The organism is Pseudosulfitobacter sp. DSM 107133 (genome assembly GCF_022788695.1).
Taxonomy (GTDB): Bacteria; Pseudomonadota; Alphaproteobacteria; order Rhodobacterales; family Rhodobacteraceae; genus Pseudosulfitobacter.
On the sequence record NZ_CP085154.1, the window covers coordinates 2,633,707 to 2,658,046 of the forward strand.

At 57.4% G+C, this 24,340-nt stretch carries 26 protein-coding genes, 1 tRNA gene and 1 pseudogene; 15 read left to right on the top strand and 13 right to left on the bottom strand.

What is annotated here, in order from left to right; all coding sequences use genetic code 11:
* Positions 1-17: 17 nt before the first annotated feature.
* The 6 genes and pseudogenes from DSM107133_RS12945 to DSM107133_RS12970 form a co-directional block, all read right to left on the bottom strand.
* Positions 18-479 carry a glutaredoxin domain-containing protein gene (locus DSM107133_RS12945; RefSeq protein WP_243253595.1) on the bottom strand — a complete coding sequence of 154 codons (462 nt, stop codon included), beginning with the start codon at positions 477-479 and terminating at the stop codon, positions 18-20.
* 24 nt (positions 480-503) lie between these two features.
* Positions 504-1,541: pseudogene (gene cysK, locus DSM107133_RS12950) on the bottom strand (cysteine synthase A); the annotation flags it as partial.
* The gene (locus tag DSM107133_RS12955; protein ID WP_114292156.1) at positions 1,538-2,110 is read right to left on the bottom strand and encodes a GFA family protein; all 573 of its coding nucleotides are present in this window, start codon (positions 2,108-2,110) and stop codon (positions 1,538-1,540) included. The gene DSM107133_RS12955 and the pseudogene cysK, both read right to left, overlap by 4 nt.
* Positions 2,111-2,135: 25 nt before the next feature.
* Positions 2,136-3,371 carry an NAD(P)-binding domain-containing protein gene (locus DSM107133_RS12960; protein WP_114292155.1) on the bottom strand — a complete coding sequence of 412 codons (1,236 nt, stop codon included), beginning with the start codon at positions 3,369-3,371 and terminating at the stop codon, positions 2,136-2,138.
* A gap of 65 nt (positions 3,372-3,436) precedes the next feature.
* Positions 3,437-3,652 carry a DUF1127 domain-containing protein gene (locus tag DSM107133_RS12965; RefSeq protein WP_114292154.1) on the bottom strand — a complete coding sequence of 72 codons (216 nt, stop codon included), beginning with the start codon at positions 3,650-3,652 and terminating at the stop codon, positions 3,437-3,439.
* A gap of 71 nt (positions 3,653-3,723) precedes the next feature.
* The gene (locus DSM107133_RS12970) at positions 3,724-4,284 is read right to left on the bottom strand and encodes an OsmC family protein (RefSeq protein WP_114292153.1); all 561 of its coding nucleotides are present in this window, start codon (positions 4,282-4,284) and stop codon (positions 3,724-3,726) included.
* A 192-nt stretch (positions 4,285-4,476) separates the two neighbouring features.
* Here DSM107133_RS12970 and DSM107133_RS12975 point away from each other — a divergent pair, with 192 nt between their 5' ends.
* Entirely contained in the window at positions 4,477-5,163 is a 687-nt protein-coding gene (locus tag DSM107133_RS12975; protein ID WP_114292152.1) for a winged helix-turn-helix transcriptional regulator, read from the top strand.
* 460 nt (positions 5,164-5,623) lie between these two features.
* Here DSM107133_RS12975 and DSM107133_RS12980 read toward each other — a convergent pair whose 3' ends face one another.
* Positions 5,624-5,923 carry an Arm DNA-binding domain-containing protein gene (locus DSM107133_RS12980; RefSeq protein WP_240310404.1) on the bottom strand — a complete coding sequence of 100 codons (300 nt, stop codon included), beginning with the start codon at positions 5,921-5,923 and terminating at the stop codon, positions 5,624-5,626.
* A gap of 166 nt (positions 5,924-6,089) precedes the next feature.
* On the opposite strand from DSM107133_RS12980, the gene DSM107133_RS12985 reads away from it, so the two are divergent.
* From DSM107133_RS12985 to DSM107133_RS13015, 7 genes are all read left to right on the top strand, one after another.
* The gene (locus DSM107133_RS12985; protein ID WP_114292151.1) at positions 6,090-7,310 is read left to right on the top strand and encodes a site-specific integrase; all 1,221 of its coding nucleotides are present in this window, start codon (positions 6,090-6,092) and stop codon (positions 7,308-7,310) included.
* Positions 7,307-8,281 carry a hypothetical protein gene (locus DSM107133_RS12990; protein ID WP_162791958.1) on the top strand — a complete coding sequence of 325 codons (975 nt, stop codon included), beginning with the start codon at positions 7,307-7,309 and terminating at the stop codon, positions 8,279-8,281. Before DSM107133_RS12985 ends, DSM107133_RS12990 begins: the two co-directional genes overlap by 4 nt.
* 182 nt (positions 8,282-8,463) lie before the next feature.
* Positions 8,464-8,655: an AlpA family transcriptional regulator gene (locus tag DSM107133_RS12995; protein ID WP_114292149.1), complete on the top strand. Its 192-nt coding sequence runs from the start codon at positions 8,464-8,466 to the stop codon at positions 8,653-8,655.
* A 98-nt stretch (positions 8,656-8,753) separates the two neighbouring features.
* Complete coding sequence (locus DSM107133_RS13000) at positions 8,754-9,044, top strand: hypothetical protein (RefSeq protein WP_114292148.1); 291 nt, start codon at positions 8,754-8,756, stop codon at positions 9,042-9,044.
* 124 nt (positions 9,045-9,168) lie between these two features.
* The gene (locus DSM107133_RS13005) at positions 9,169-9,558 is read left to right on the top strand and encodes a hypothetical protein (protein ID WP_114292147.1); all 390 of its coding nucleotides are present in this window, start codon (positions 9,169-9,171) and stop codon (positions 9,556-9,558) included.
* A gap of 456 nt (positions 9,559-10,014) precedes the next feature.
* Positions 10,015-10,488, top strand: a complete 474-nt coding sequence (locus DSM107133_RS13010) for a hypothetical protein (protein ID WP_162791957.1) — start codon at positions 10,015-10,017, stop codon at positions 10,486-10,488.
* Between the two features lie 254 nt (positions 10,489-10,742).
* A complete protein-coding gene (locus DSM107133_RS13015) occupies positions 10,743-11,195 on the top strand; it encodes a hypothetical protein (protein ID WP_243253557.1) in 453 nt (150 codons plus the stop codon).
* Between the two features lie 9 nt (positions 11,196-11,204).
* On the opposite strand, the gene DSM107133_RS13020 is transcribed toward DSM107133_RS13015, so the two are convergent.
* The 4 genes from DSM107133_RS13020 to DSM107133_RS13035 form a co-directional block, all read right to left on the bottom strand.
* Positions 11,205-12,134: a hypothetical protein gene (locus DSM107133_RS13020; protein WP_162791956.1), complete on the bottom strand. Its 930-nt coding sequence runs from the start codon at positions 12,132-12,134 to the stop codon at positions 11,205-11,207.
* A complete protein-coding gene (locus tag DSM107133_RS13025) occupies positions 12,131-12,961 on the bottom strand; it encodes a hypothetical protein (RefSeq protein ID WP_162791955.1) in 831 nt (276 codons plus the stop codon). Before DSM107133_RS13025 ends, DSM107133_RS13020 begins: the two co-directional genes overlap by 4 nt.
* A 313-nt stretch (positions 12,962-13,274) precedes the next feature.
* A tRNA-Ser gene (locus DSM107133_RS13030) sits at positions 13,275-13,364 on the bottom strand.
* Positions 13,365-13,375: 11 nt separating this feature from the next.
* Complete coding sequence (locus DSM107133_RS13035; RefSeq protein WP_162791954.1) at positions 13,376-15,229, bottom strand: reverse transcriptase/maturase family protein; 1,854 nt, start codon at positions 15,227-15,229, stop codon at positions 13,376-13,378.
* A gap of 898 nt (positions 15,230-16,127) precedes the next feature.
* Between DSM107133_RS13035 and DSM107133_RS13040 the strand changes: the two genes are divergently transcribed.
* The 7 genes from DSM107133_RS13040 (at position 16,128) to DSM107133_RS13070 (ending at position 22,614) form a co-directional block, all read left to right on the top strand.
* Entirely contained in the window at positions 16,128-16,907 is a 780-nt protein-coding gene (locus tag DSM107133_RS13040; RefSeq protein WP_243253596.1) for an SPOR domain-containing protein, read from the top strand.
* Between the two features lie 14 nt (positions 16,908-16,921).
* Positions 16,922-18,091: a D-alanyl-D-alanine carboxypeptidase family protein gene (locus tag DSM107133_RS13045; protein ID WP_114292140.1), complete on the top strand. Its 1,170-nt coding sequence runs from the start codon at positions 16,922-16,924 to the stop codon at positions 18,089-18,091.
* A gap of 2 nt (positions 18,092-18,093) precedes the next feature.
* Positions 18,094-18,735: a dTMP kinase gene (gene tmk, locus DSM107133_RS13050; protein WP_114292258.1), complete on the top strand. Its 642-nt coding sequence runs from the start codon at positions 18,094-18,096 to the stop codon at positions 18,733-18,735.
* A 131-nt stretch (positions 18,736-18,866) separates the two neighbouring features.
* Entirely contained in the window at positions 18,867-19,997 is a 1,131-nt protein-coding gene (locus tag DSM107133_RS13055; protein ID WP_114292139.1) for a DNA polymerase III subunit delta', read from the top strand.
* An 8-nt stretch (positions 19,998-20,005) separates the two neighbouring features.
* Positions 20,006-20,812, top strand: a complete 807-nt coding sequence (locus DSM107133_RS13060; RefSeq protein ID WP_114292138.1) for a TatD family hydrolase — start codon at positions 20,006-20,008, stop codon at positions 20,810-20,812.
* Positions 20,812-21,609: an MBL fold metallo-hydrolase gene (locus DSM107133_RS13065; RefSeq protein WP_114292137.1), complete on the top strand. Its 798-nt coding sequence runs from the start codon at positions 20,812-20,814 to the stop codon at positions 21,607-21,609. Before DSM107133_RS13060 ends, DSM107133_RS13065 begins: the two co-directional genes overlap by 1 nt.
* A gap of 66 nt (positions 21,610-21,675) precedes the next feature.
* Positions 21,676-22,614: an AEC family transporter gene (locus DSM107133_RS13070; protein ID WP_114292136.1), complete on the top strand. Its 939-nt coding sequence runs from the start codon at positions 21,676-21,678 to the stop codon at positions 22,612-22,614.
* Here the strand turns inward: DSM107133_RS13070 and DSM107133_RS13075 are convergent.
* Together DSM107133_RS13075 and DSM107133_RS13080 are read right to left on the bottom strand one after the other, a co-directional pair.
* Positions 22,611-23,525, bottom strand: a complete 915-nt coding sequence (locus DSM107133_RS13075; RefSeq protein ID WP_240310403.1) for a YihY/virulence factor BrkB family protein — start codon at positions 23,523-23,525, stop codon at positions 22,611-22,613. The genes DSM107133_RS13070 and DSM107133_RS13075 overlap by 4 nt on opposite strands.
* A gap of 197 nt (positions 23,526-23,722) precedes the next feature.
* Positions 23,723-24,136 (bottom strand): DUF3307 domain-containing protein, encoded by a 414-nt coding sequence (locus DSM107133_RS13080; protein ID WP_275890929.1) that lies wholly within the window; start codon positions 24,134-24,136, stop codon positions 23,723-23,725.
* Positions 24,137-24,340 lie beyond the last annotated feature (204 nt).

Below are 24,340 nucleotides of genomic sequence, written 5' to 3' on the forward strand. Positions count from 1 at the left end.
CAGGATCCGCCTCTCGCTCACGCGACTTTGCTGTTGCTTGCTGTCACAGAGGAGCCGCGCGGATGCACCCATTTCGGCAGGAAGCCATAGGCGTCGCCGACGCTGTCCGGGTTTGCCTCGATCCCGACACCGCCAAGCAGCGCTTTGAGGCGTCCATCATTGCTGGCGTCGAAGGTCTCGGTCGCGCCGCCCAAGTGCTGCCCGCCGATAAAGACCTGCGGGATCGTGACGGCGCCTGCCCGGTCGGCCATGGCGCGGCGGACCTTCGTGGCCCAGCGGGGATCGGCGAACTCCGGCCCGTCCAGATGGACCGCGCGGTATGGCACGCCGAGTTGCGTCAGCAACTTTTTCGCGCCCCAGGCGAATTCGCACCATTCGAGGGCGAAGATGACCACCGGCTCATCCGGGTCCGAGATGATCGCATCGACATGGGCCACCGCCGCAGGATCCAGCGTCACAGGTTTGGTCGCTGCGGGCACAGTCTGAATGGGCCCAGTGTCAAAACGATAGCCGGGAGTCGAGGCCGCTATTGCCATCTCATCGGCATCCATCTCCTCTTCGATCCCCTCAAAGAGCGGTGTAGAGAGATAGCGTTCGCCCGTGTCCGGCAGCATGGCGAGAATGCGCGCGCCCTTCGGCGCTGTCTGCGCCACCTTCAGGGCAGCGGCCAGCGTCGCACCGGCCGTGATGCCGACCAGCAGCCCTTCGCGGCGGGCAAGGTCGCGGGCACAGCGGATCGCATCGTCACCGCGCACAGCCTGAATGGCGTCAATGTGGCCGGAAGCGATCACATCATTTGCGAGCTTTGGAATGAAATCCGGCGTCCAGCCTTGCATCGGGTGCGGACGAAAGACCGGGTGGCTGGCAGCGGGGGATCCATCGGGGTTGTAGCTTTGCCCGATGCCCGAACCGAGAAGGGGAGAATTTTCTGGTTCTGCGGCAACCACTTTCGTTTCCGGGCTCTTCGCCTTGAGAACGCGGGCGATCCCTTTCAGGGTTCCACCCGTGCCAAAACCGGTCACGAAGTAATCTAGCGGCGTGTCGGAAAAACTGGCAAGGATTTCCTCCGCAGTGGTGGCCGAATGGATATCGGGGCCAGCCTCATTCTCGAACTGGCGGGCCAAGAACCAGCCATGCGCCTGCGACAACTCGCGCGCCTTGGCCAGCATGCCGGTGCCCTTTTCGCCAGCCGGAGTAAGCACCACCCTAGCGCCCAACATCCGCAACAGTTTGCGCCGCTCGACCGAAAAGCTCTCGGCCATGACGACCACCAGCGGATAGCCTCTTGCGGCGCAGACAATGGCCAGACCAATCCCGGTATTGCCGGAAGTTGCTTCGACGACGGTTTGTCCGGGCGTCAGCGTACCGTCACGCTCGGCTGCCTTGATGATCCCAAGGGCCAGTCTGTCCTTGACTGAACCGCCGGGATTAAAGCTTTCGACCTTCACGAACATCTCGACACCGTCAGGTGCGAGCGTGTTGAGGCGGATGATCGGCGTGTTGCCGATGGTGGTCAGAACGGAGGAATGGATCGTATTCATTCGACGGGTCCTTCTGAAATCTTCGCGGATGCCGATGTTTCGGCGACTGGTTTCATTCGGCTCTTGGGATAGGGAGCGCCCGATTTCTTCCCGACGGCGTCCAGCCTTCGCATGCTGCTTTCCGACCAGGTCGTATCGTGGTGGTAAAATTGCGCGACTGCTGGCGTGGCATCGATGACGTACCACGGCAGTTTGGACTCCGTGTAGATGTGCACGTCGGGCGGCATCACGGCGGGATCGTCCAGCGTACCAACACGCAGAAAACGCACATGATCGTCCTGTTGGTTGATCAGATAGTTGCTCCAGAGCGCGACTTTGCAGTTCGTGCATCTTGCGACGCGTTGACCCTTGCCGCTGGGTGTGTCCAGTACGCGCGTTTCGATCTCGCCGGACTGCACGATGACCCTGTCAGCCTCGATCAGCGCGTTTATGGCATTGGATGAACCGGTTTGCGTCTGGCACAAGCGGCAATGGCAAGCGTGCACGATCATGGGCGTAGAGGTCACGCGATACCGAACAGCGCCGCAAGCACAGCCACCTTCGCAGAAAGTTTTGGTTGAATCAGACATTTGAGTTTTCCTTTCGAATGATTTTTCAGGCGGCACGGCGGTCCACGCTTGTGGCGATGTGGCGGGCGAGCCAGCGGGCATCATCCCCGACGCCATCGATCAGCGAAGACTTGCGGGTGCGCATGAAGGGCAAGCCCAAAGCATAAAGACCGGGGGCTACAATGCCGCCGTTGTGTACAAGCCGCCCCTTGGCGTCGAACACCGGGAGGTGCAGCCAGGAATAATCGGGCGCGAACCCGGTGGCCCAGACGACCGTCTTGATGGCCCCGCAAGAGATATCCAGCGTCAGTCGCGGCAAAGTCGGCAGCCATGTCGGCGCAAAGCGCACCGGGGGGGCTTTCAGGTCCAAACCCGTCGTCGCCACCCAATTATCCATCTGGGTCAGGGCCCTGTTCATCTTCAGGTCCGACAGGGACGCGGCATTGGCCAGTGCGCCGGAGAACATTAGCGATGTGTCATGCATTCCGGCGAGACGCCCGACAATCTCTATGCCCATGTTCTGAAGGGCGTTGAGGTCGAGAAACTGCCGCGCCGGGTCGCCGACCAGCTGCAGGGAAGGAACGGAACGGGCGCGGGCGATATCATCGACGGTGTCCGCCGTCGCCGACAGCAACCCCGCGTGTTCCATCCACCACTGGATGTCGTGGCCGCGATAGTGGCGCGGCATGCGGATGTGATTGCCCGCAGCAAGTATCACCGGCCTCCCCGATGCATGGATTTCGGCGGCAAGCTGTACGCCTGTCGCGGAGGCTCCGACGACCAAGACGCCGCCTTTCGGAAGGTCGGTAGGGTTGTGATAGGACAGCGGCGACACCTGTACGATATGCTGCGGCAGGTCGTCTGCAAAGGATGGGACGCTGGCGCGGTTGCACGCGCCGCTGGCGAGGACGACGTTCGCGGCCCGCCAAATCCCCTTGTTCGTAGCAACGATGTAGCCGTTGGCATCGCGAGAGACAGAGGTGACTGTCACACCGGTCTGAACCGGCGCAGCCGAAGCATTGGCATACTGCGCCAGATACTCAACGACGCTACGGGCCGTCATGAACCCATCAGGGTCAGAACCAGAATAAACATGCCCCGGCAACCGGCTTTGCCAGTTGGGCGTCAAAAGCCTCAGGCTGTCCCACCGCTCGCGCGCCCAGGAGTTTCCGACCACGCCGCGTTCCAGCACGACATGCGGCTGCGACAGCGCGGTCAGGCAGTGGCTCATGGCAAGCCCGGCCTGACCGGCACCGATGATGATGTTTCTGATGTGTCGCATGGCTCTCTCCATTGGAGTGTGCCGGTTCGGCAGGCAGTGTGGTCAACTGCGCCGTCCGACCGTTTTCAGTAACCGATTTCCCGAAGGGACCGAGGCCGCGCATGGATCACATCGCCGCGGCCCAGGCCGATATCTTTCAGCATCCGCTCGTCCATCTTGTGCAATTGGGCGATGCTGCGTTTCTGAAACGCACGGCGGCGGGACGCGGCGAGATATGACTTCAGGCGGTCCCGAAACGGGCGGCCCGGATTGATCAGCAGGGTGTTTGCAGTGGTAAACATGGGTTTTTTCCTTTCTTGCACTTGGGATCGGGTGGCCGCCCAAGGCGGCCCCCTTTGGTTGGTGTTGGCGCTCAGGCGACGCTGACGGCGACGTTTGTCGGGTTGGCGATGACGTCGAACATCGCCGAGCGTTTCTGCGACTGGGCAACCAGCGCGCGGATGTCATCGTCACTGGCATCGGCGTCGATTTCGAAAGTTACACGGATCGCGGAGAACCCGTTGCGAACCTCGGCGTCCATGCCGAGGATGCCCCGCACATCAACGTCGCCTTCTACCGTTGCCCGTACCGAATGCAGTTGAATGCCGCGATGCTGGGCCACTGCCGCCACACCGCCCGTCAGGCAACTGGCAAGAGCCGCCAGCGCAATCTCGGTCGGTGTCACGGCACGGTCAGCGGCAGCGAAAACCTCCGGGTGATCGGATTCGATCGAGAAGTCGCGCTTGCGCTGGTTTTCCTGGCCAAGACCGAAGTAGCCGTTGATTGCATTGCGGCTGTAAGTGCCTTCGATCCAGTCACAGGTGCTGCGCCATGTGAACTGCGCCGCTTCGGGCGTCTCGGTGAAGGCGCCGCGCGCGCCAAGCAGCGCTTCGGTGTTGACGCCATTTTTTACGATTTTTGTCTGTACGTTCATGGGTATTTCCTCAGAATTGGGTTTCGTGTTTCATTCAAAGGCGCCGGACATCCGATCGCCGATGAGAAGAGTTTTAGAGGGCTGGGGGGTAGCCGGATACTTCACGACCGAAAGCAAGCCACTACAAAAACCAGAGTAACGTGCTACAGATTGTGAAGTGAAAAAGATCAATCTCTGCCTCAGGAGGCTGATATGAACTACAACCAGTTTTGCCCGATCGCGAAAGCAGCCGAGATCCTGGGCGAGCGCTGGACAATCCTGATCCTGCGCGAAATCCTCATGGGCGGGCGGCGGTTCAGCACCCTGCAGCGCGGATTGGGAGATATTTCACCGGCGCTTCTGACCAAGAGGCTGAAACAGCTTGAAGAACAGAATATGGTTATGCGTCGGCGCATTCCGGGCCAGAAAGGTTATGAGTACTTCCCGACCGCCGCCTGCGAATCCCTTTTGCCGGTTCTGTTCGCCCTTGGCGAATGGGGGATCGTATGGGCAAAAAACACGATCCTCGACCAGGATTTCGATGTCGAGTACCTCATGCTCAACCTTGAGCGCAGTATTGATCACGAAAAGATCAAGGGGCTCGAGACGATCATCAAGTTCCGGTTTTCAGATCTGGATGAGCAACGGGACTGGTGGCTGGTCGTAAGTCCGGAAAAGTCGGAGGTTTGCATCAAGGATCCAGGCAAGGATATCGATGTGTACTTCAATTGCGCCGTTCAAACATTGACGGACATCTGGATGGGCGACCGAACCTATCGCGATGCACTCAAGAGCGGCGACCTGAGGATGGACGGAGATCCAAGCCTGACCCGAAACGTGACGGCTTGGCTGAAGCCGGCCCTCTTTGCCAAGTCTCCCCGTGGTGCTCAGTCTGCCTGACGGCCGGTCCCTGTAACTCTTAGGGTCTGGACCCATTAATCTTACGTTGTCAGTTTGACAGATTTTTCCGCTGACAAGCAGCATCTGTGCAGGAATAGTGGTTCTATTTCAAACAGATGCGCCGCCTCCTCTCGGGACATTTCTGCGCAATGCCCTGCCGGGCAATGGGCTGCGGGAAAATCCGTCAAACCCGTCACGCCGAAGGCGTGCCAGCATAACACGGCGCTCCTACGGAGCGACGGGCGGCAATTTCACTTCATTTCAGTGTCTTGGGCCGCTTGCAAATAGAACCACTATTGGCAGCACGACCCAAACCACTGAAATTTCGTGAAATTGCCGCTGACGACGTAAGATTAATGGGTCCAGACCCTAACGCAAGACTGATGAATACCGTTTCGCGTGGTTTCTATTTGATCTGGCTGGTAAAGAATTCAGGCATTCGAGACGTCAGACGTCGTTATTATTCTGCATCCACGCCGGTATCCGCGCCGCCAAGACCAAAGTCAGTGCGCAGCGGAGCGCCCTTCTTGTTCTTCTGGCCTTTGACCACCACCCGCACGATCCAACGCCGCGCGCCTGACGGATCGACCACCAGATAAAGACCGTTCCCATCACCATGACGCCCAGCGCCAAGATTCTCGACCAGCTTCTTGGTCAGCTTGCCAGACAGGGCCATTTCAAAAATACCACATTCCGCACCACTCAAGGCAAACGAACGCAGGCGATAAATCCATGGAAACAAAGGAAAAAGACCGCCCAAGGCGACCCGTTCAAAATCAGGAAAAGTGCATATTGGCGGAGGAGGTGTCCGCCCGCGTGCATTCCAACCCATTCCAGTAAATTACTAGATTCAACAACTTAGACCCGCCTAAGTCTTGATTGTTCCAGTGCCGTCCCCCATATTCCAGATATAAATGGAGGACGGAATGGCGGACGCGAAAACAGCAATCGAACGAACCGAACCAAGTAAGCGGGCTGAGAAGGCGCTGTCCGCTGCATTTGTGCGCACCGTCACCGCCCCCGGCAAGTACACCGACGGCCACGGCTTGTTCCTCAAGGTTGATACCTCAGGCGCAAAGCGTTGGGTGCAGCGCATTATGATACGCGGCAAACGCACAGAGATAGGCATGGGCAGCGCATCGCTTGTCACCTTGGCAGAGGCACGGGAAGCCGCCCTACAGAACCGCAAACTAGCGCGGGCGGGTGGCGACCCCCTGCAATCAAAACGCGCCTCAGAGGCTTTGCTGACATTTGAGGAGGCATCGCGCAAGGTTCACAAGATCCACGAACCGACATGGCGTAACAAGAAACACGCGGCGCAATTCATATCGACGCTGGAAACCTACACCTTCCCCCGCATCGGCAAGTTGAAGGTATCAGAGGTGACAACGGCGGACGTGCTGGCCGTGCTGCAACCCATATGGCTGGAAAAGCCCGAAACGGCGCGGCGGGTGCGCCAGCGCATCGGCACCGTGATGAAATGGGCCGTGGCAAACGGATGGCGGCAAGACAACCCTGCGGACGCCATCGCCCAAGCCCTGCCCAAACAGGACAAGACCCAAGCGCACCGAAAAGCCCTGCCCTATGACTTGGTGCCTGAATTTCTTGAAGCCCTAAAAGCCTCGGATGCAGCGGACGCTACCAAGCTGGCGTTAGAACTGGTTATTTTAACAGCGTCACGTTCTGGCGAGGTGCGATTGGCGGAATGGTCAGAGTTTGATCTAAACCAAGCCGTCTGGACGCGCCCAGCGCACCGCATGAAAGCCAAGAAAGAGCATCGTGTCCCCTTATCGCCCCGCGCCCTAGAGGTGCTGACACAAGCCCGCAAATTGGGGTCTGGCGAGGGTCTAGTTTTTCCTGGCACCAAACACGGCAAGCCGCTGTCTGACATGACGCTATCGAAGCTGACGAAGGCGCTGGGCTATGACGTGGACGTGCATGGGTTTCGCACCTCGTTCAAGACATGGACACAGGAACGTACCAACACGCCCCGCGATGTATCAGAGGCGGCACTGGCCCATACGGTCAAAGACAAAGCAGAGGCGGCCTATGCGCGGTCAGATTTTTTTGACAAGCGTAGGAAGCTGATGGAACGTTGGGCAACATTTATCTTTTCAACTGGTGCCAATGTAGTGAGAATTTCATGAGACGTATGTTTGTCGAAGTTGAGATAGCTGAAAAATGCTATCCAATAGAGGCTGCTTTATGGATCGCTCTGGGTAGGGTTCCAGAATTTCAGTTTGATGGCCACGGTTTTGATGCCCGGGGAAGCTTGGAAAGTGAAGCTAACGGTTACACGGTTGAAGACCTCCGTTATTTTTTGCCACCAGAATTCGAATTGCATGGGGTCGAGCTTGAATTTCAGAGGTACATCGATGCGGTCTTAGATTTCCCGGGCCACCGCTCGGTCGATGAGGCTAACGCCGAAATATCTAGTCGTAGAGCTTGGCTGGCTTCCAGTGGTAACCCCGACCCGTTAGTAGGTGAGAGAGTTTGGCCAAGTCTTGGCACCGAAGAGATAGCCGAATTACGTTGGGTAGAAACAAAAGAAGCGAAACTTAAATTCGCAGTTGAACGGTCAAAACTAGATATTCAAGCTGCACTTATGGATGGCAAGTTAGTATTTACTGGGGTCTGCGTTGATCGGGAATTTGATCTAGAAAGTACTGATTATACAGACATGCCAGAGCCGCAGGAATTTCAGCCAAATTTGGTCGGCTTCGCGGGGATTGACTGGAAAAATCATGTCGTTTTGGGAGACAGCTGCAAGTACTTGCTAGCAACCATACCCACCCAACAACTGTTCGAACTCTTCCCACTCCCGGTAAGTGCTGGCCCCTTAGCTAATGCAATCGTCAGTGGCGGCACAATTATCGTAGAGAGCGATGCAGAAAGGCGCGAGCCCATTAATAGCCTCAGAAATAGACCAACAAATCCTAGAAAGGACATCTCAAAAGCTGTATTCAATGAGTTCAAACGCAGGAAGCGCAAAGGACACTTGGCCGAAAAGCGAGAGTCCGTCTATGCAGAAGCTATCGAATGGTGCAGTGAAGTTTTGGGGGAGAACATTCCGCGCAGCACAATGCAAAGATACTTATCGAAACTATTTGAACCGTAGGGTTCCCAGACCGCAACAACTAACCCTGCTCATTTTTCTGCCCAGAAACCGCCCAGATTTACAAAGTTGGGCATCTACCTATTGGGCAAGAAATCTAAGAATTGGGCACGCATCTATTAGAACCTTCCAAGAAAGTCGGACAAGATAGCTTTGCAACCGAAAGCTACTTGAAAGGTCGAAAATTGGCAGAAACACACCTCAGACGCCCCGCCGTTGAAGCCGCTACTGGCCTCAGCCGATCCAGCCTTTACGCTATGATGGATGCTGGCGACTTCCCCCGCCCTGTGCGCATTGGCAAGCGTGCCGTTGCATGGCCCGAAAGCGCCGTGACCGCTTGGCTGGCATCCCGTCCCACCGCAGACCGCGATGGATAGAACAACGCCCACGCAGTAACAAAACTGGCGCGGGCGCTGGGTAGTCTACACACCTTCCAGATACCGCGCTGCAACCCACAAAACAAGGATGCAGTGAAATGCAGATCCAAGTAACGCTCGCTCTGAGCGAACAATCCCGCACGTTTGAACTCAAAGGCCGACTTGGCTGGGCAATGGTGCAACTCGCTAACGCTGGAGCAAAAGGCGTCACCCCTATTGAACGCCCAGCGCCACGTTGGTCTGGCTATGTGTTCGATCTGCGTGAAATGGGCATTCCCATTGCCACGCACCTGGAGCCACACGAAGGCAGTTATCCCGGTACACACGCTCGCTATGTGCTGTCCTGTGATGCCAAAGTTGACCTTTTAGGACAGGAGGCCAGCGCATGAGGGCCACAAGCACCGCAGCGCCGCTATATTTCCTCTCTGCGTTTGAAAGGCATTTGGTGAAGCGGCACAACCTGCCCAACCACATGGCCCGAACGCTGCAAGACATTCGCGGGGGCCATCGCTGATGGCGGGCAAACCCTACAAGCACAAGAAAAGGGGGGCTGGGCGTTTCGTCCAGCTTCCCGAATGGGTGCTAGCAACGCAGGCATGGGCCACCCTGCCCCCCGGCCCGCGCGCGCTCTATATCGAACTCAAGCGGCGCTACAACGGCTTGAACAATGGCGAGATATTTCTAAGCCACCGTGAGGCGGCGATTGCCTTGCACGTTCACCGCAACACCGTTGGCCCGTGGTTCAAGATGTTAGAGGAACGCGGCTTCATCCACATGACACGCGCACCTCATCTTGGCCCCGCTGGCGTCGGTCGCGCATCGACCTGGGCATTGGCGGAGGCGTCTACAATAGAGGGAAATAGAGCATCCTTGGCGTTCAAGAAATGGAAAACCCCCGCATGAATACCGTGCATACCTTGTCACAAATACTGTGCATGGTTTTGCGCTGGGCAAGGTCATGCATTGAATATGTGACGCATACTAGCAGATCGACACCCAAGAGCGTCACAGCAAAGGTGACATGTATACATTTAGCCATAGGCAGGGATGAAAGGCGGGGGGCGGTCAAAGGTCTGAACCGCGTGGTTTCGGGACCGGGGTAAGCTGCACAAAACCCGCGTCCACAAATTGGGGATTGGGTTTCAGCGAACCGATAGAACGCAAACTTGGTTAATGATTTCGGAAAATATCAGAAGGCACCCCATGGGCGGCTATGGATCTGGACGCAGAGGCTACAAACAAAAAGCAGAGCATAGACCAAAGGCGAACGGCGCACTAACGTTCAAACTGGACCATCCGATGGGAGAACTCTCTCTGAGATGAGCAGCCTCTACTACCAAAATAACTTGGAAATATTTCATGGGTTTAAACAGCCGACTTTCCTTCTCAGATCTTGAGGCCATTATTTTTCCATCACCACTCAAGGATGGGGGGTGCGGTCTGACCATTGGGAGAGGACTTCCATCAGGAACCTATTCTGGCGAATGGATGGTCTATTCACATCCTCTGCTTACTGTTTGGACAGCCAGTCAATCCGAAGCGCGAGCGTTCTCGCCATCAATCAGAGACGTTTGGGAAATTTCTGAGACCGATATAGAGAGTGTTGTTGTTTGGCCCTCTCCAAAATGGACCTTCGACCGTGGGATGTTCACCAAAGTCTGGAACCCCCACATTAACCTTCATACGAAGGAGGTATTTTCTTCAAAATGGGAGAAGGGCCGTACGTATTTTACCGTTCTGAGCGTAAGGCAATGGGGCAAGACGGAGATGAAAAACCTCTGCGATGAGGTTAGTGTTGGTCCTTTGGGACACTTGGTTTCGATCAAGAGTTAGCCCCTGCAAAAAGCTGAGAGCGAACACCCTCAACTTACCTAATGCTTTTGTAAAATTATTGGAGGCACCGCATGGGCGGTTATGGATCTGGACGCAGAGGCTACAAACAGAAGGCAGAGCACACGAAGTCGTTGGATGTGAACCGATTGCACCGTGAAGGCTGCCTAAGGCCCGGCAGGCGTGGGCATTGGGTTTGGTCAAGGGATGGCACGGAAACCGGACGCGTTGGCTATCACGCGACCGAACGTCATTTGGTGCTGGACTACAAGGTGCGCGTCTATGGCGGCGATTGGGAAACCATCACGCAATCAATCCCCCTGACCTATGCAGAGTGCAACTACGGCGGCGCACGCCCCTATTTCAGATGCAACGGCATCGTGAACGGTCGGCATTGCACACGCCGCGTCTGCAAGGTCTTTGCTGGTGGTAGATATTTCCTCTGCCGTCATTGCTACAACGTCGGATATGCCAGCCAGTCAGAGCCGCGCTATGACCGCATGTTAAGGCGCGCGAACAAACTGCGCACGGCGCTGGGCGGCGAAGCTGGCACCGCCAACTGGATAGCGCCAAAGCCAAAGGGCATGTGGCAGCGGACGTACCAAAGAAAGCGGTTTGAGATTGAGTGGTGCGAGAACCAAGCAGACCGTCTTTTTCTCAGCAAATTTGCGCACCTTCTCAGCGCAGAGGAACGCGAGATGCTTTTCTGACGCAATTAACTATTCTGCACTCTCTAGCCTGACAATGTGTTCACCGATTTCACGTGGGCCTGTAAGAGTACGAAGACGAATTTCTTCGCGGTCAGCCTGTGCCGTCAGTTCCCTCAAGTGTTCTTGGATGCGCTCAACGGACTTGGGCTTTTTTTCAAACACTCTGTGTTTCGGAAAACCAACAAGCATTTCAAAACGCCTAGACTTCAAAGCTTCCGCTGGGGTTTTATCACGCTGCACTGCCAAATCCCACATGCGCTGCTTCATTATCCCAACACTCGGTGAAGGGGCATCAATGTTGAAATCGTCTATGTTCGCGGAAAGAATCTTGCCATCATAGTCAATCTTAATCCGAGCGTTTGCACGACGACGACGCGTCCTCCGATTTCTTACATCCTCGTGGAAAAATCGTAGCAAGGATGAATTTTCTCTTTCAACAATCCCCAGCACCTGAACGGGTAATCTAAGTTTAAGCTCATCAACTTCTCTGAGAGCATATTCCACCACTGAAACTGCTGTATCTACTGCCTGAGATTTGGGAACTTCATAGAAAGAAGACAGTGTTTCCATCCATAGCTGCGAAACCTCTTTACAGGATATGCCCGTTACACTGTGAGTTTCGCCAATGGAAATATTTCCAACCGGGAAATCTAGCTGTTCCAAACTGGCCGTACCAGATGCTAAAAATTCGGTTAACCAGCTAATCGCAATTTCGACCGACAGCACCACGGACCTTGCCCGGCCTTCATACAAGCAAGCTAAGCGGGACAGTCTGTTAGCCGCTTCGATGTGAAATCCATCATCACTAATCGCAACAACTCCGACTACAAACCTTTCCCAAGAAGCATCTTTAGGATTGCAGATAATGGGTGCCCAAGTGACTGACCTTGAGGCATCAACAGTCGGGAAATCCTCGAATTTCACTCCAAAATTCGTCATATCATTGTTTCCACCATTAACGCCGTTCTACACTGGCCTGATACTTCAGCCAATCGGAGTTCAAGAAAATTTGTGACGGCGTTCTTGCTGGCATCATCCAGCCCGAACATCTTGGAAAGGTATTCGACTTTTGAACGTTTGTCTAAGGCATGAGCTTTAATTTCAAACAATTGAAGTGAGCCTAAGCACGTGCTTTTGTTATCGTCTGTTAGAAAGGGAACCGCCCAAATTTGCAGTTTATTCATGTAACTGCCTTCGGGAATCAAATCGTTAGGTTGCCACATCTCAGACGTAAGAGCCTGTCCGTGGTCAATCACCCAAACATCTACGCTTCCATCTGGCTTCGTTCCACCAAACAAAACATTTCCGAGATTTCGGTCAACATTGGCTACCCAAGTGTCGAAGGCATACATCTCTCCAAATTTCCCCCATTTTGCCAATTCAGGAACGAAACGGGAGAGACAAGCTTTAGCTTCAGCTTCGGATGATAAGTCGGACAAATTTGTAACAAACTTTAAGTTTGGCGACCCCACATCCTTTGACGCCAGCACCAACCGGGCTCCGTCTGGTAGCAGTGGACCTTTTGAAATTTGTCGATTTCCCGCAGGAACAAGGCCCAGGTAAGTGTCAGGAACTGGCAGCCCTAAGTCCTTAAGTATAAGAAAAGAAATTAACTCATTGAATAGCTCTTTTACTGGCAAATCCTTAATTATTGCAGCAACTGGCACACGACCGTCTGAAGTGGCGACCAGCGCCTTGAAGGTCTGATTTACGTTGCCATGCCTGAAAGGCAGCAACTCGCCAGCAATCGTTGCAAAATTTATCATCAATGCTCGCTCAACGTGAAAATGGAATACCTTGGAACACTAGTTGCAGTAAAACCGGCAGTCCATTCAAAACTCAATTGGCGGCCTAATTGGGGGGCGAGCTCAGCAGAAAAACAGCTAAACCGCTGATAAATAACATTAAATAAAACTATTTTGGCGGAGGAGGTGGGATTCGAACCCACGGAGGACTTTCACCCTCGTCGGTGTAGGGTAGACAGCCGGGTCCCGAAGGATAACCAACTGTCCCCCTCCGAACCGTGCTTGCTACTTTCATAGCACACGGCTCTCCAGTTCTCATCACACAGGGAAATCTTGGAGGAGCGGGTGGGATTCGAACCCACGGGACCCGCGAAGGCCCGGTCGCTTTCAAGGCGACAGCAATCGACCACTCTGCCACCGCTCCTCTGCTTCCTGCTACCTAGTCGCAACATCGGCGTTTGCCAAGTCTTTGATGGAAATTCCATCGTAGCGTCCCTGATGAATGCCTAAATGGCATTCATGACATACTGGGACTTGCTTTCGGTTTATGGCTTGCAGGACCTGTGTAAAACCTTTCGCCTTGCCTCTTCTGATGTGCTTCACGTGGTGCATTTGCACCCTATCGTCGCCATCACAGATTACGCACATTTCTTCCAGCTTTGTTCGCGTTCTGAGGTTGATCCCAAGGGTAATTAGGTCCGCAGGACCCTTACCCCCCTTGAAGTTCATGCGATCTTTCTTCCAACTGGTATTTAGGGCCAGTTCAGAGTATTTGATCACCTTCCCAGCATTGTCCTTTTTCTTCGGGACTTTGCAGCGAAGACCGATTCTTGCGAATAGTCGTTTTAACGAACACTGTCTTTTACGACAGAGTGTCTTCGCGCACGAGAACTGCAAAAGGTATTGCAGGTAAGCTAAGCGTCTCGGATTATCCACGAATGAATAATAGTTCCGATAGCCACGCATGATCGCTGAATAGGCTTCTACGATCTCCCACTCTTCCTTATGTATCCAAGCCAACTTGGCTTGAGGCTGGTTATCGCTGTCGAGGAATCCCTTCTCCTTTAACCTTTTCAGAATGTTCTGAATAGGAACACGCATCATTGTATTATGCGTTGTAGGGAGTCTTCTCTTGATTAGGGTGTTGCCCCTTGGGGGTTTCATCCTTCTCATGATGTCTTCTCCGGAGCCAATAGTGATATTGGTTCCGAGGAAGAGGGCTTCTTCTTTCCTTGCGTTCCTTATGGCTGTCTTTTCTTCACTGAGTTCCAGTTTGAGGTTCTTCTGAAAGAACTCCGTGGCTTCTTCTTTGAACTTTTCCGCCAGAGAGCGGGGTCCGTCGATAGCAACCAACCAGTCGTCAGCGTATCGCACATATTTTACCTTGATGATATCAGGGTCGTTATGAACGATAGATGATGTAGAGAGTTTCCCCTTCATCAGCTCGGCGAATCTCTCGGGAGAAACTCGCTTTTTGCCAGCCTTGATCCTTTTTAACTCCTTGTCGAAGAAGGTATATTCTGGGTTGACCTTTTTACGGGTCGTTCCGTCCTCACGCAACTTCTGGTTCTTCGCGATGAACTCGTCCACCCACATATCGAATTCGTGTAGGTAGATGTTCGCTAAGATAGGGCTGATGATACTCCCTTGGGGAGTGCCAAGAATCGAGTTATGGGAGACTTTGCCTTCCATATACCCGGCCCTGAGAGCTTTCCAAATCAGGTCCAAGAACTTTTGGTCCTTGATCCGTTTGGATAGGATGTGGATTAGAGTTTGATGATCAATGTTGTCGAAACATCCTTTGATGTCTCCCTCCACGAACCAACTGACTCCGTGCCATCCACGAACTTGTTGCAAGCAGCTGTGCGTTCCCCTTCCATTTCTGAAACCATGAGAGGTGTCCAAGAAAGTAGGATTATCCCCATCATAGATACATTCAAGTATCATGCGAACAACCTCTTGAACCACTTTGTCCTTAGGCGATGGGATCCCAAGCGGTCTCTCTTTCCCGTTGGCCTTTGGGATTTTAATCCTCTTGGACCGAGTGAAATCGAAACTTTGATCTCTCATCTTCCGGATGATGTTCTTAATGGTTGTCATAGAGAAACCATCAAGGGTTGTTTCATCCGTCCCTTGGGTCATGTTCCCAGGGGCGCTCTTAATCCTCTCGTAAGCCGTGATATAGAGATCTTCCATATACAGCATCCGATATAGATCTTGATTGACCCAGTTGGGGTTAGCGTTCAGTTCCTTGACTTTCTGCAGTCTATTCAGGCCTTTAAAATCCATCCGGATTAACCTTCCTTTCTTACAGATGAGAACCTGTCGTCCTTCACCTTCTCCCCGCATTACCGGGACATTATGCCGTTTGGCGCGGCTATTACGACGACTCCGAGACCGTAGGAATTACTCCCCTTAGGCCTTCCCGAATTCGACACGACATCGGTTATTGACCGCACTTAGATTCCCATTTCGTCTTTCAACCACTTCTCGTGGCATCCCTCTCCCAGTGCGTCCTCCTCGACTTGAAAACCTTCGTGGAGGTGGGAGATAATCGGCAACGCGAGATTTTCCGAGTAGGGTCGCGGTATTCCCGGGCAGACTTGGGTTCAGCCAGTTTAGGCTTAATCATATGCGATTTAGCTGCAATGCTCTCTTGGCTACATCTCGTTCGCCTCATCATCGCTTTTCCAAGGATGCTATGTTCAGCCGGCACTTTCGCTTCGACCTAACCTTGGTGCTTTACACACTAACACACAGTGTGATGTAGACCTCCTACATTACCAATATCGCGCCTTAGACGGCGCACTTTCAAGACCGGTGCATTCGACCACTCTGCCACTCCTCCGACTGGGGTGGAATAGTGCGGGTGAAACGATTCGGCAAACCGCGATTTTTACAAATCTGCGCGGGGAATATTGCCGATAGGTTCCACCCGCGCTTTTCACAGGCCGCTTCACGCGCTAGAATGCGCCCAATGCCCCCGACAGAGGGGTTATCACGCGTGCCATTGTGGGCACACCGGCCCATTGGGGTGCCGGAGACAGGCAAGGACTTTATGACGATGGCTTGGGCAGTCTTCTCTACACATTTTTCCAATCGTACCAAAGGCTTGATTGCCACAACCTGCGCTTTGGCCCTGCTGGCCGGATGCGACGAGGGCGGTCAGTTCAGCCTTGGGCAGGGGCTGGGCGTCAAATCCAACGGCAGCGAACAGGTCAGTGCCACCAAACGCACCCGCAAGACGGTCGAGCGTGACATCGAAGCCCCCGAGGTGTTCTCGGCCACCGAAGCGGGCCTGTGGGACGGTCGCCCGTCGCTGGGCGGTGTCTGGGTGGCGCACCCCGATGTCAACGACCCCGAGCGGGTGATTATCCGCAACCAGGCCAACGGCAAGTTCGTCGTCGGCGCCCTGTTCCGCCGCGAGCGTGACATTCCCGGGCCACGGCTACAGGTATCATCCGATGCCGCATCCTCGCTGGGCATGCTGGCCGGTGCGCCGGTTGAACTGAACGTGACCGCGCTGCGCAAGGAAGAGGTGGCCGAGGATGGCCCCGCCGATGACCTGCCCGCCGGGACCACGGCGGACGCCGAAACCGCCGCCCTGCCCGCCGCCACAGAGGTTGAAGCCACATCGCTTGATCCGGTTTCGGTCGCGGAAACCGCGCTGGCAGACACCGCAGCGCCGGCGGCCCCAAAACCCGCGCCCAAACCGAAACCCCGCACCTCTTCGCTGGACAAACCCTATGTGCAGATCGGTATTTTCTCGGTCGAAGCCAATGCCGAACGCACCGCCAACCAGATGCGCGGCGCCGGTGTTGTGCCACAGATCAAACCCTTCGACTCAAATGGCAAGACCTTCTGGCGCGTTGTCGTCGGCCCTGCCGTAACCGCATCCGAACGCAAACAGCTCCTTGCCAAGATCAAGGAACAGGGCTTCTCTGATGCCTATGCCGTGACCAACTAAAGGACACCCAACCGATGATCCGCACCCTCGCTGCCGCCTTCGCGCTGATCCTCACCACGCTGCCCGCGCTGGCCTTCGACACCCGCGCAGGGGCTGCTTTTGTCATCGACCAGACCACTGGCACAGTGTTGCTGACCAAGAACGCAGACCAGCCGCTGCCGCCTGCCTCGATGTCCAAACTGATGACGCTGTATATGGCGTTCGAGGCTTTGGGCGATGGCCGCCTGACCCTGAACGAAGAGCTGCCCGTGTCGCAACATGCGATGAACTATGCAGGCTCGACCCTGTTTCTGAAAGCGGGCGAGCGGGTGCCCGTCGAAAGCCTGTTGCGTGGCATCATCGTGCTGTCGGGCAACGACGCCTGTGCCGTGATTGCCGAGGCGCTCAGCCCCGATGGCACCGAGGCGGGCTTTGCCCGGCTGATGACCCAGCGTGCGGTGAAGATGGGCATGACCAACTCGACCTTCGCCAACTCGAACGGCTGGCCGCAGGCGGGTCATTTGATGTCGATGCGCGATCTGGCGTTGCTGGCCAACCACATCATCACCGATTTCCCGCAATATTACCCGCTGTTTGCCGAGAAAGAATATCTGTTCGATCCCACCGAGGCGTCGAACCGCTACAACCGCAACCCGCTGCTGGGCCTTGGCATCGGCGCGGATGGCCTGAAAACCGGCCACACCCAAGAGGCCGGTTACGGGCTGGTCGGCTCTGCCGTGCAGGGCGATCGTCGTATCATCTTTGTGCTGTCGGGCCTGGCCACCGCCGACGCCCGCGCCGAAGAGGCCGAGGCCATCGTGAACTGGGCCTTTCGCCAGTTTGCGCAACGCCCTTTGGGCAAAGCCGGCCAGCGCATCGCGCAGGCCGACGTCTGGATGGGCCAGTCCAAAAGCGTCGGCCTGACGCTCGAGGAGGACCTGACAGTGCTGCTGCCGGTGCTGGCCGGTGACGAGATCCCCGCCGAAGTGGTCTATACCGGCCCGATCAAGGCCCCGTTTGAAGCAGGCGACAAGCTGGCGGAACTGGTACTGAAACCCGAAGGCCTGCCGGAAACCCGCGTGCCGCTGGTGGCCGAGACCTCGGTCGCCCCTGCCGGCTTCATGGCCAAGGTCAGCACCGTGGCGCTGATCCTGCTGGAACGCCTGAACCGTGGCCCCGAAGAAGCACCCGAGGCTGCCAGTTGAGCCTGCCGCACAGCCAACGCGGCACGTTCATCACCTTCGAAGGCATCGACGGCTCGGGCAAATCCACGCAAGCCCGCCTGCTGGCCGATCACCTGCGCGCCCTTGGCCGCGACGTGGTGCTGACCCGCGAACCCGGCGGCTCGCCGGGGGCCGAGGAAATCCGCGCGCTGGTGTTGCAGGGCGATCCCGACCGCTGGTCTGCCGAAACCGAAATCCTGCTGTTCACCGCCGCGCGACGCGACCATCTGGAACGCACCATCAACCCCGCCCTCGCGGCGGGAAAAATCGTGATCTGCGACCGCTTTGCCGACAGCACCCGCATGTATCAGGGCCTGTCGCGCGGCGACCTGCGCGCCACCGTCGACCAGTTGCACACGCTGATGATCGGGCGCGAACCCGACCTGACGGTGCTGATCGACATGGACCCCGACACCGGCCACGCCCGCGCCAAATCCCGCCAAACCGCCGAAGAACGCTTCGAGGATTTCGGCACCGAGCTGCAAGCCCGGATGCGCGCGGGCTTTCTGGCCCTCGCACAAGAATTCCCCGACCGCTTCCGCACCATCAACGGTGCCGGGGCCATCGACACCGTCGCCGCCGAAGTTGCCCGGACCGTCACCCCGAACCTGTCTTCTTTTGGCTGAAAATATCCCGGGGGAACGTCGCGCAGCGGCGTGGGGGCAGCGCCCCCGATATTACATTTGGCAGCGCCCCCGATCTCATGTCGCCAAAGCCCCCATTCCAACCGCCGCAACACAGTGCTAGACCACCCCCAATGGCCACCACCGAACCCGATATCCAGCCTGCCGATCAGGTCCCCGGCGCCCCGCATCCCAGCGCGGCGACGCAGCTGATCGGACAAGACGCCGCGCAACAGGCTTTCCTTGATGCCTTTGCCAGCGCACGCCTGCACCATGCGTGGATGATCACCGGCCCGCGCGGTGTCGGCAAGGCGACGCTGGCGTGGTCCATCGCCCGCTTTTTGCTGGCCACCCCCGATCCGGCCGACGACGGCGGCATGTTCGGCGCGCCGCCTCCGCCCACGTCCTTGCACATCAACCCCGACCACCCCGTCGCCCACCGCATCGCGGCGCGGGCCGAACCGGGGCTGAAATCCATCACCCGCACCGTCAACGAAAAAACCGGACGGATGCGCGACCAGATCGTTGTGGATGACATCCGCCGTCTGGCCGGTTTCTTCCAGATGTCCGCGACCGACGGGGGCCGCCGCGTGGTGATCGTCGATACCGCCGACGACATGAACACGCAAGCCGCCAACGCCCTGCTCAAGATGCTGGAAGAGCCACCGGCCCGTGCCACCATCCTGCTGATCTCCCACCAGCCTTCGCGCCTGCTACCGACGATCCGGTCGCGCTGTCGCACCCTGCGGCTGGGCACGCTGGCACCCGAACAGATGGCGCAAGCGATGGCGCAGGCGGGCATCGACGCAGGCGACAACGCCGCCGCGCTGGCCGAACTGTCTGCCGGCTCGGTGGGAGAGGCCCTGCGCCTGTCGCTGTCGGGTGGCTTGCAGATCTACGCCGAAATCATCGGCCTGCTCGGATCGCTGCCCAACCTCGACCGTGCCCGCACCCTGAAACTGGCCGAGGCCGCGGCCCAGCGCGGTGCTGCGGACAAGCTGGACCTGCTGTTCGTATTGCTCGACATCGCCATGGGGCGGCTGGCGCGTACCGGTGCCACCGGCAGCCCCCCCGCCACGCAGGCTGCGCCGCATGAATCCACCGTGCTGGCCCGCCTTTCCCCCGACGCCCGCGCCGCACGCGGCTGGGCCACCACGCAACAGCATGTCAGCGCCCGCGCTGCCCACGGGCGGGCGGTCAACCTTGACCCTGCCGCGCTGGTGTTGGATACGTTTTTCAAGCTACAACAACAGGCGCTTGCCTGAAGGGCCCGATGCAGACACCTCCGCAGATCACCGACAGCCATTGCCACCTGGATTTCACCGACTTTGACGGCCAGCGCGACCAGATCGTCGCCGACGCCGCAGCGGCGGGCGTGACGCGCATGGTCACCATCTGCACGCGACTCAGGAACGAGCCGCAAGTGCGTGCGATTGCCGAGAAATACGCATCTGTCTTCTATGCTGCCGGCACCCACCCGATGAGCGCCGCAGACGAACCACTTGCCTCGGTCGATGAACTGGTGGCACTGGCCCAGCACCCGAAATTCGTGGGCATCGGCGAAACCGGTCTTGATTACCACTACACCGCCGACAGCGCCGGGGTGCAGCAGCAAAGCCTGCGTATCCACATAGCCGCCGCGCGCCAGACCGGCCTGCCGCTGATCATCCACGCGCGTGCCGCCGATGATGACATGGCCCGCATTCTGGCCGAAGAACACGCAAACGGCGCCTTTTCCTGCGTCATGCACTGCTTCTCCTCCTCGCCCGAACTGGCCTGCGCGGCACTGGACCTTGGTTTTTATCTCAGCATGTCGGGCATCGCCGCCTTTCCCAAAAGCCAGGAGATCCGCGACATCTTTGCCGCAGCACCCGTTGAACGCATTCTGGTCGAAACCGACGCCCCCTATCTGGCACCGCCCCCCCACCGGGGCCGACGCAATGAACCGGCCTATACCGCCCATACGGCCCGTGTCGGTGCCGAGGTCTTCGGGCTTGATTACGCCGACTTCGCCGCGCAAACCCAAACCAACTTTGACCGCCTGTTCACCAAGGCAGCCCAGTACAAGGCCGCCGCCTGATGGCAGACCTGCGCTTTACCATCCTCGGCTGCGGTTCCTCGGGCGGCGTGCCGCGTCTGGGCGGCCACTGGGGCGCGTGCGATCCGGCCAACCCGAAAAACAACCGCCGCCGCTGTTCCATTCTGGTGGAGCGCGTCGCCGATGCGGGCACCACCACCGTGCTGGTCGACACCTCGCCCGATCTGCGCAGCCAGCTGCTGGATGCCAAAGTCGGCCGGCTTGACGGGGTCATCTATACCCACAGCCACGCCGACCATGTGCACGGCATCGACGATCTGCGCATGATCGTGTTCAACATGCGCGCGCGCCTGCCCGTCTGGGCCGACGCTGAGACCCAGGCCGCCCTGATGGCGCGTTTCGACTATGCGTTCGTGCAACCCGAAGGCTCGATGTATCCGCCGATCCTGAACATGAACCTGCTTGAAGGCGACGTGACCGTGTCTGGAGCCGGCGGCGACATCACCTTTACCCCCTTCCCGGTCAACCACGGCGCCATCGACGCCCTGGGCTTTCGCATCCGCGACGTGGCCTACCTGCCCGATGTCGCCAGCATACCCGACACCTCATGGCCCTATATGGACAACCTTGACTGCTGGATCGTCGACGCCCTGCGCCGCGATCCGCACCCGACCCACAGCCATCTGGCGCAAACGCTGGACTGGATCACGCAGGTACAGCCCAAACAGGCGGTGCTGACCAACATGCACATCGACCTCGACTATCAGACATTGCTGGATGAAACCCCCGACCATATCCAGCCCGCCTATGACGGCATGACGCTGACCTTTCCCGACTGACCGCTTCTCTGGTTCTAAAAAATCCTCCCCGAAGGGCCGTTCTCTGACCCTCTCAAGGTTCTGAATATGCAAACCCTTCTTGACGTCATCCTGCCGGTTTTCCTTGTCATCGGCTTTGGCTATGTGGCGGTCTGGACCAAGGCCTTTCCGGTCTCGGGGATCGACGGGGTCATGCGCTTTACCCAGAACTTCGCGATCCCCTGCCTGCTGTTTCAGGCCATCGCGCGCATGGATCTGTCAGCCAATTTCGATCCCGGCATCCTGATTGCCTTTTACACCGGTGCTGCGGCCTGTTTCGCGCTTGGCACGCTGGTGTCCTTCTATGTGCTGAAACGCGATCTGGAAGACAGCATCGTCATCGGCTTTTGCTGCCTGTTCTCGAATTCGCTGCTGCTGGGGCTGGCGATCACCGAGCGCGCCTACGGCACGGATGCGCTGACCGGCAACTTTGTCATCGTCGCCATCCATTCGCCGTTCTGCTATGGTCTGGGCATCACGGTGATGGAGATTGCCCGCAACCGTGGTGGAAGCCCGTTGAAAATGGCCCGGTCCGTCGCCCGCGCAATGTTCCGCAACGCGCTGGTGATCGGGATCACACTGGGCTTTGCCGTCAACCTGCTGAACATCCCCATTCCGGGCGTGCTGAACGACGGTCTTGACCTGATCGTGCGTGCCGCCCTGCCCGCGGCCCTGTTTGCGCTGGGTGGCGTGCTGATCCAGTACAAACCCGAGGGGGACAAACTGCCCATCGCCATGGTCTGCCTGATGTCGCTGGTCGTGCATCCGGCAATCACCTGGACCGTCGGCAAAAGCCTGCACATCTCGCCCGAGTTCTTCCGCTCGGCGGTGCTGACAGCGGCCATGGCACCGGGGGTCAACGCCTATATCTTTGCCAACCTCTATGGCCGCGCGCGACGGGTCGCGGCATCATCGGTGCTTGTGGCCACAGGTGCGTCAGTCATCACCGCCTGGCTGTGGCTGGTCGCCTTGGGCGGGCATATCTAGACCGGATCCTGTGACCGCCGTTGCCAGCGTTCACGTTCAAAATGTGCGTTGATCGACCCGCCCAGCAGCACCAGAACCGCGCTGATAAACAGCCACATCAACAGGGCGATCACCGCCCCGATCGAGCCGTAGATTTCGTTGTAATTGCCAAAGTTCTGCAAATAGATCGAAAACCCCAGCGAGGCCGCCGTCCAGCCCAGCGTGGCGAACAGCGCACCGGGCGTAAACCACTTCATCCGTGCCTCTCGCCGTGCCGGTCCCATGCGGTACAGCACCGAAATCCCCGCATAAAGAACCAGCACCATCACCACCCAGCGCGACAGGTCGATGATCGTGCTGTTGGCAATGCCAAAGGGCACGAACCGCATGACGATGGGGGCCAGAACCACACAGGCCAACGCCACCAGCGCGACCCCGACCAGCGTGATCGTCAGCAAAAGCGCCCGAACATAATGTGACAGCCCGCTGCGGTTGGCCTGCCCGTAAATCGCATTCAGCCCGCGCATCACTGCCGACACACCGGCCCGCGATGTCCAGACAGCCACCGTCAGCGACAAGGCCGATGCCCATGTCAGCGTGGTTCGATCACCGTTGACCAGTTGCGAAATCTGCTGTGAAATCAGATCGTAAACCTCTTGCGGCAGAACCGCGTGAAATTTCTCGACTTCGATGGCCACGACTTCGGGGTCGGCAACAATGCCCCAGATGGCGATCACTGCGGCAATCGCGGGAAACACTGCCAGAATGCCATAAAACGCCACACCTGCCGCGATCAGGAACATGTTCTTATCGTCAATATCCGTATAGACCCGCCGCAGGATATGCCACCACTGGGCACGCTGCGAATAGGGGGCCAGCGGGCGTGTGTCGGTGTTGGATGTCTCGGACTGGGGCAAAGGGAAACCTATCACTGTTCTACGAGGGCACCACGGCGCGTCCATGCGCGCGGCGCCCCCTGCAAGGGCGGGCCGCAGTCTTTGCACGGCATGCAAACGCAGCATTGTCTGCGCAACAGGTATTGCGATGGGCGCAGTTTGCCAACCCGATGTACCCCTTTCCAAAAATCATTCTGCGCCGGTTGCCAAAGCCGCTCTTGCAAGAAACGCCTTCAGGCGCAGGCCACCCAGACCCAGGCCATGACCAGATAGGTCAGCTGGTGCAGCGCCTGATCGGCCCCCATGGCGCGCCAGTAGCCTCCGTCGGCCGGCGTGTGCGCGGTGTGGTCAGACCAGCGTCCCTTGGCCCAGTCGATGTGGTAATGCGCGACCCATTCTACCACAACGATGCCCAGAACCAGGGGCAGCGATGTCCCCACAATCACCAGCGCCAGCGCCGAGCCAAGCGCGTGAACACCGGCATGCTGTGCCCGACCCATATGCAGATAGCGCCCGCGGTCGCTGAGCATTCGGGGAGTCTGCATAAAAAAGTCTGCCAGCATATGCTTGATCTGGAACAGAAAAAGCAGGAACAGCAATGATGATATCGTGGCGGTCAACGGGCCGTCGTCTCCTGTGTTGATCAAAGCCTAATGGCTTGAACCCGCTTCGTCCATCATTCAGGCACGCGGGCGGTCAAATGCCTGTACCTGCCCGCACAATAGCCATTGCCGCACGCGCCTGTCGCTTGCTAGGTTACCCCGATTGGACAACATTACCGGCACCTTGCCGATGCCCCGAGACAACGTCTGGACAGCCCCATAGAACGCAGCATTTTCAGCTTTATTTTC

Bases quoted from the DNA above. Each gene is read 5' to 3' on its own strand.
- DSM107133_RS13070 (WP_114292136.1), top strand. From the start codon at position 21,676: ATGCAAACCCTTCTTGACGTCATCCTGCCGGTTTTCCTTGTCATCGGC.
- DSM107133_RS12975 (WP_114292152.1), top strand. From the start codon at position 4,477: ATGAACTACAACCAGTTTTGCCCGATCGCGAAAGCAGCCGAGATCCTG.
- DSM107133_RS12960 (WP_114292155.1), bottom strand. From the start codon at position 3,371: ATGCGACACATCAGAAACATCATCATCGGTGCCGGTCAGGCCGGGCTT.
- DSM107133_RS13000 (WP_114292148.1), top strand. From the start codon at position 8,754: ATGCAGATCCAAGTAACGCTCGCTCTGAGCGAACAATCCCGCACGTTT.
- DSM107133_RS13025 (WP_162791955.1), bottom strand. From the start codon at position 12,961: ATGATAAATTTTGCAACGATTGCTGGCGAGTTGCTGCCTTTCAGGCAT.
- DSM107133_RS13060 (WP_114292138.1), top strand. From the start codon at position 20,006: ATGCAGACACCTCCGCAGATCACCGACAGCCATTGCCACCTGGATTTC.
- DSM107133_RS12985 (WP_114292151.1), top strand. From the start codon at position 6,090: ATGGCGGACGCGAAAACAGCAATCGAACGAACCGAACCAAGTAAGCGG.
- DSM107133_RS13020 (WP_162791956.1), bottom strand. From the start codon at position 12,134: ATGACGAATTTTGGAGTGAAATTCGAGGATTTCCCGACTGTTGATGCC.
- DSM107133_RS12965 (WP_114292154.1), bottom strand. From the start codon at position 3,652: ATGTTTACCACTGCAAACACCCTGCTGATCAATCCGGGCCGCCCGTTT.
- DSM107133_RS13010 (WP_162791957.1), top strand. From the start codon at position 10,015: ATGGGTTTAAACAGCCGACTTTCCTTCTCAGATCTTGAGGCCATTATT.
- DSM107133_RS12955 (WP_114292156.1), bottom strand. From the start codon at position 2,110: ATGTCTGATTCAACCAAAACTTTCTGCGAAGGTGGCTGTGCTTGCGGC.
- DSM107133_RS12970 (WP_114292153.1), bottom strand. From the start codon at position 4,284: ATGAACGTACAGACAAAAATCGTAAAAAATGGCGTCAACACCGAAGCG.
- DSM107133_RS12990 (WP_162791958.1), top strand. From the start codon at position 7,307: ATGAGACGTATGTTTGTCGAAGTTGAGATAGCTGAAAAATGCTATCCA.
- DSM107133_RS13035 (WP_162791954.1), bottom strand. From the start codon at position 15,229: ATGGATTTTAAAGGCCTGAATAGACTGCAGAAAGTCAAGGAACTGAAC.
- DSM107133_RS13005 (WP_114292147.1), top strand. From the start codon at position 9,169: ATGGCGGGCAAACCCTACAAGCACAAGAAAAGGGGGGCTGGGCGTTTC.
- DSM107133_RS13055 (WP_114292139.1), top strand. From the start codon at position 18,867: ATGGCCACCACCGAACCCGATATCCAGCCTGCCGATCAGGTCCCCGGC.
- DSM107133_RS13065 (WP_114292137.1), top strand. From the start codon at position 20,812: ATGGCAGACCTGCGCTTTACCATCCTCGGCTGCGGTTCCTCGGGCGGC.
- DSM107133_RS13045 (WP_114292140.1), top strand. From the start codon at position 16,922: ATGATCCGCACCCTCGCTGCCGCCTTCGCGCTGATCCTCACCACGCTG.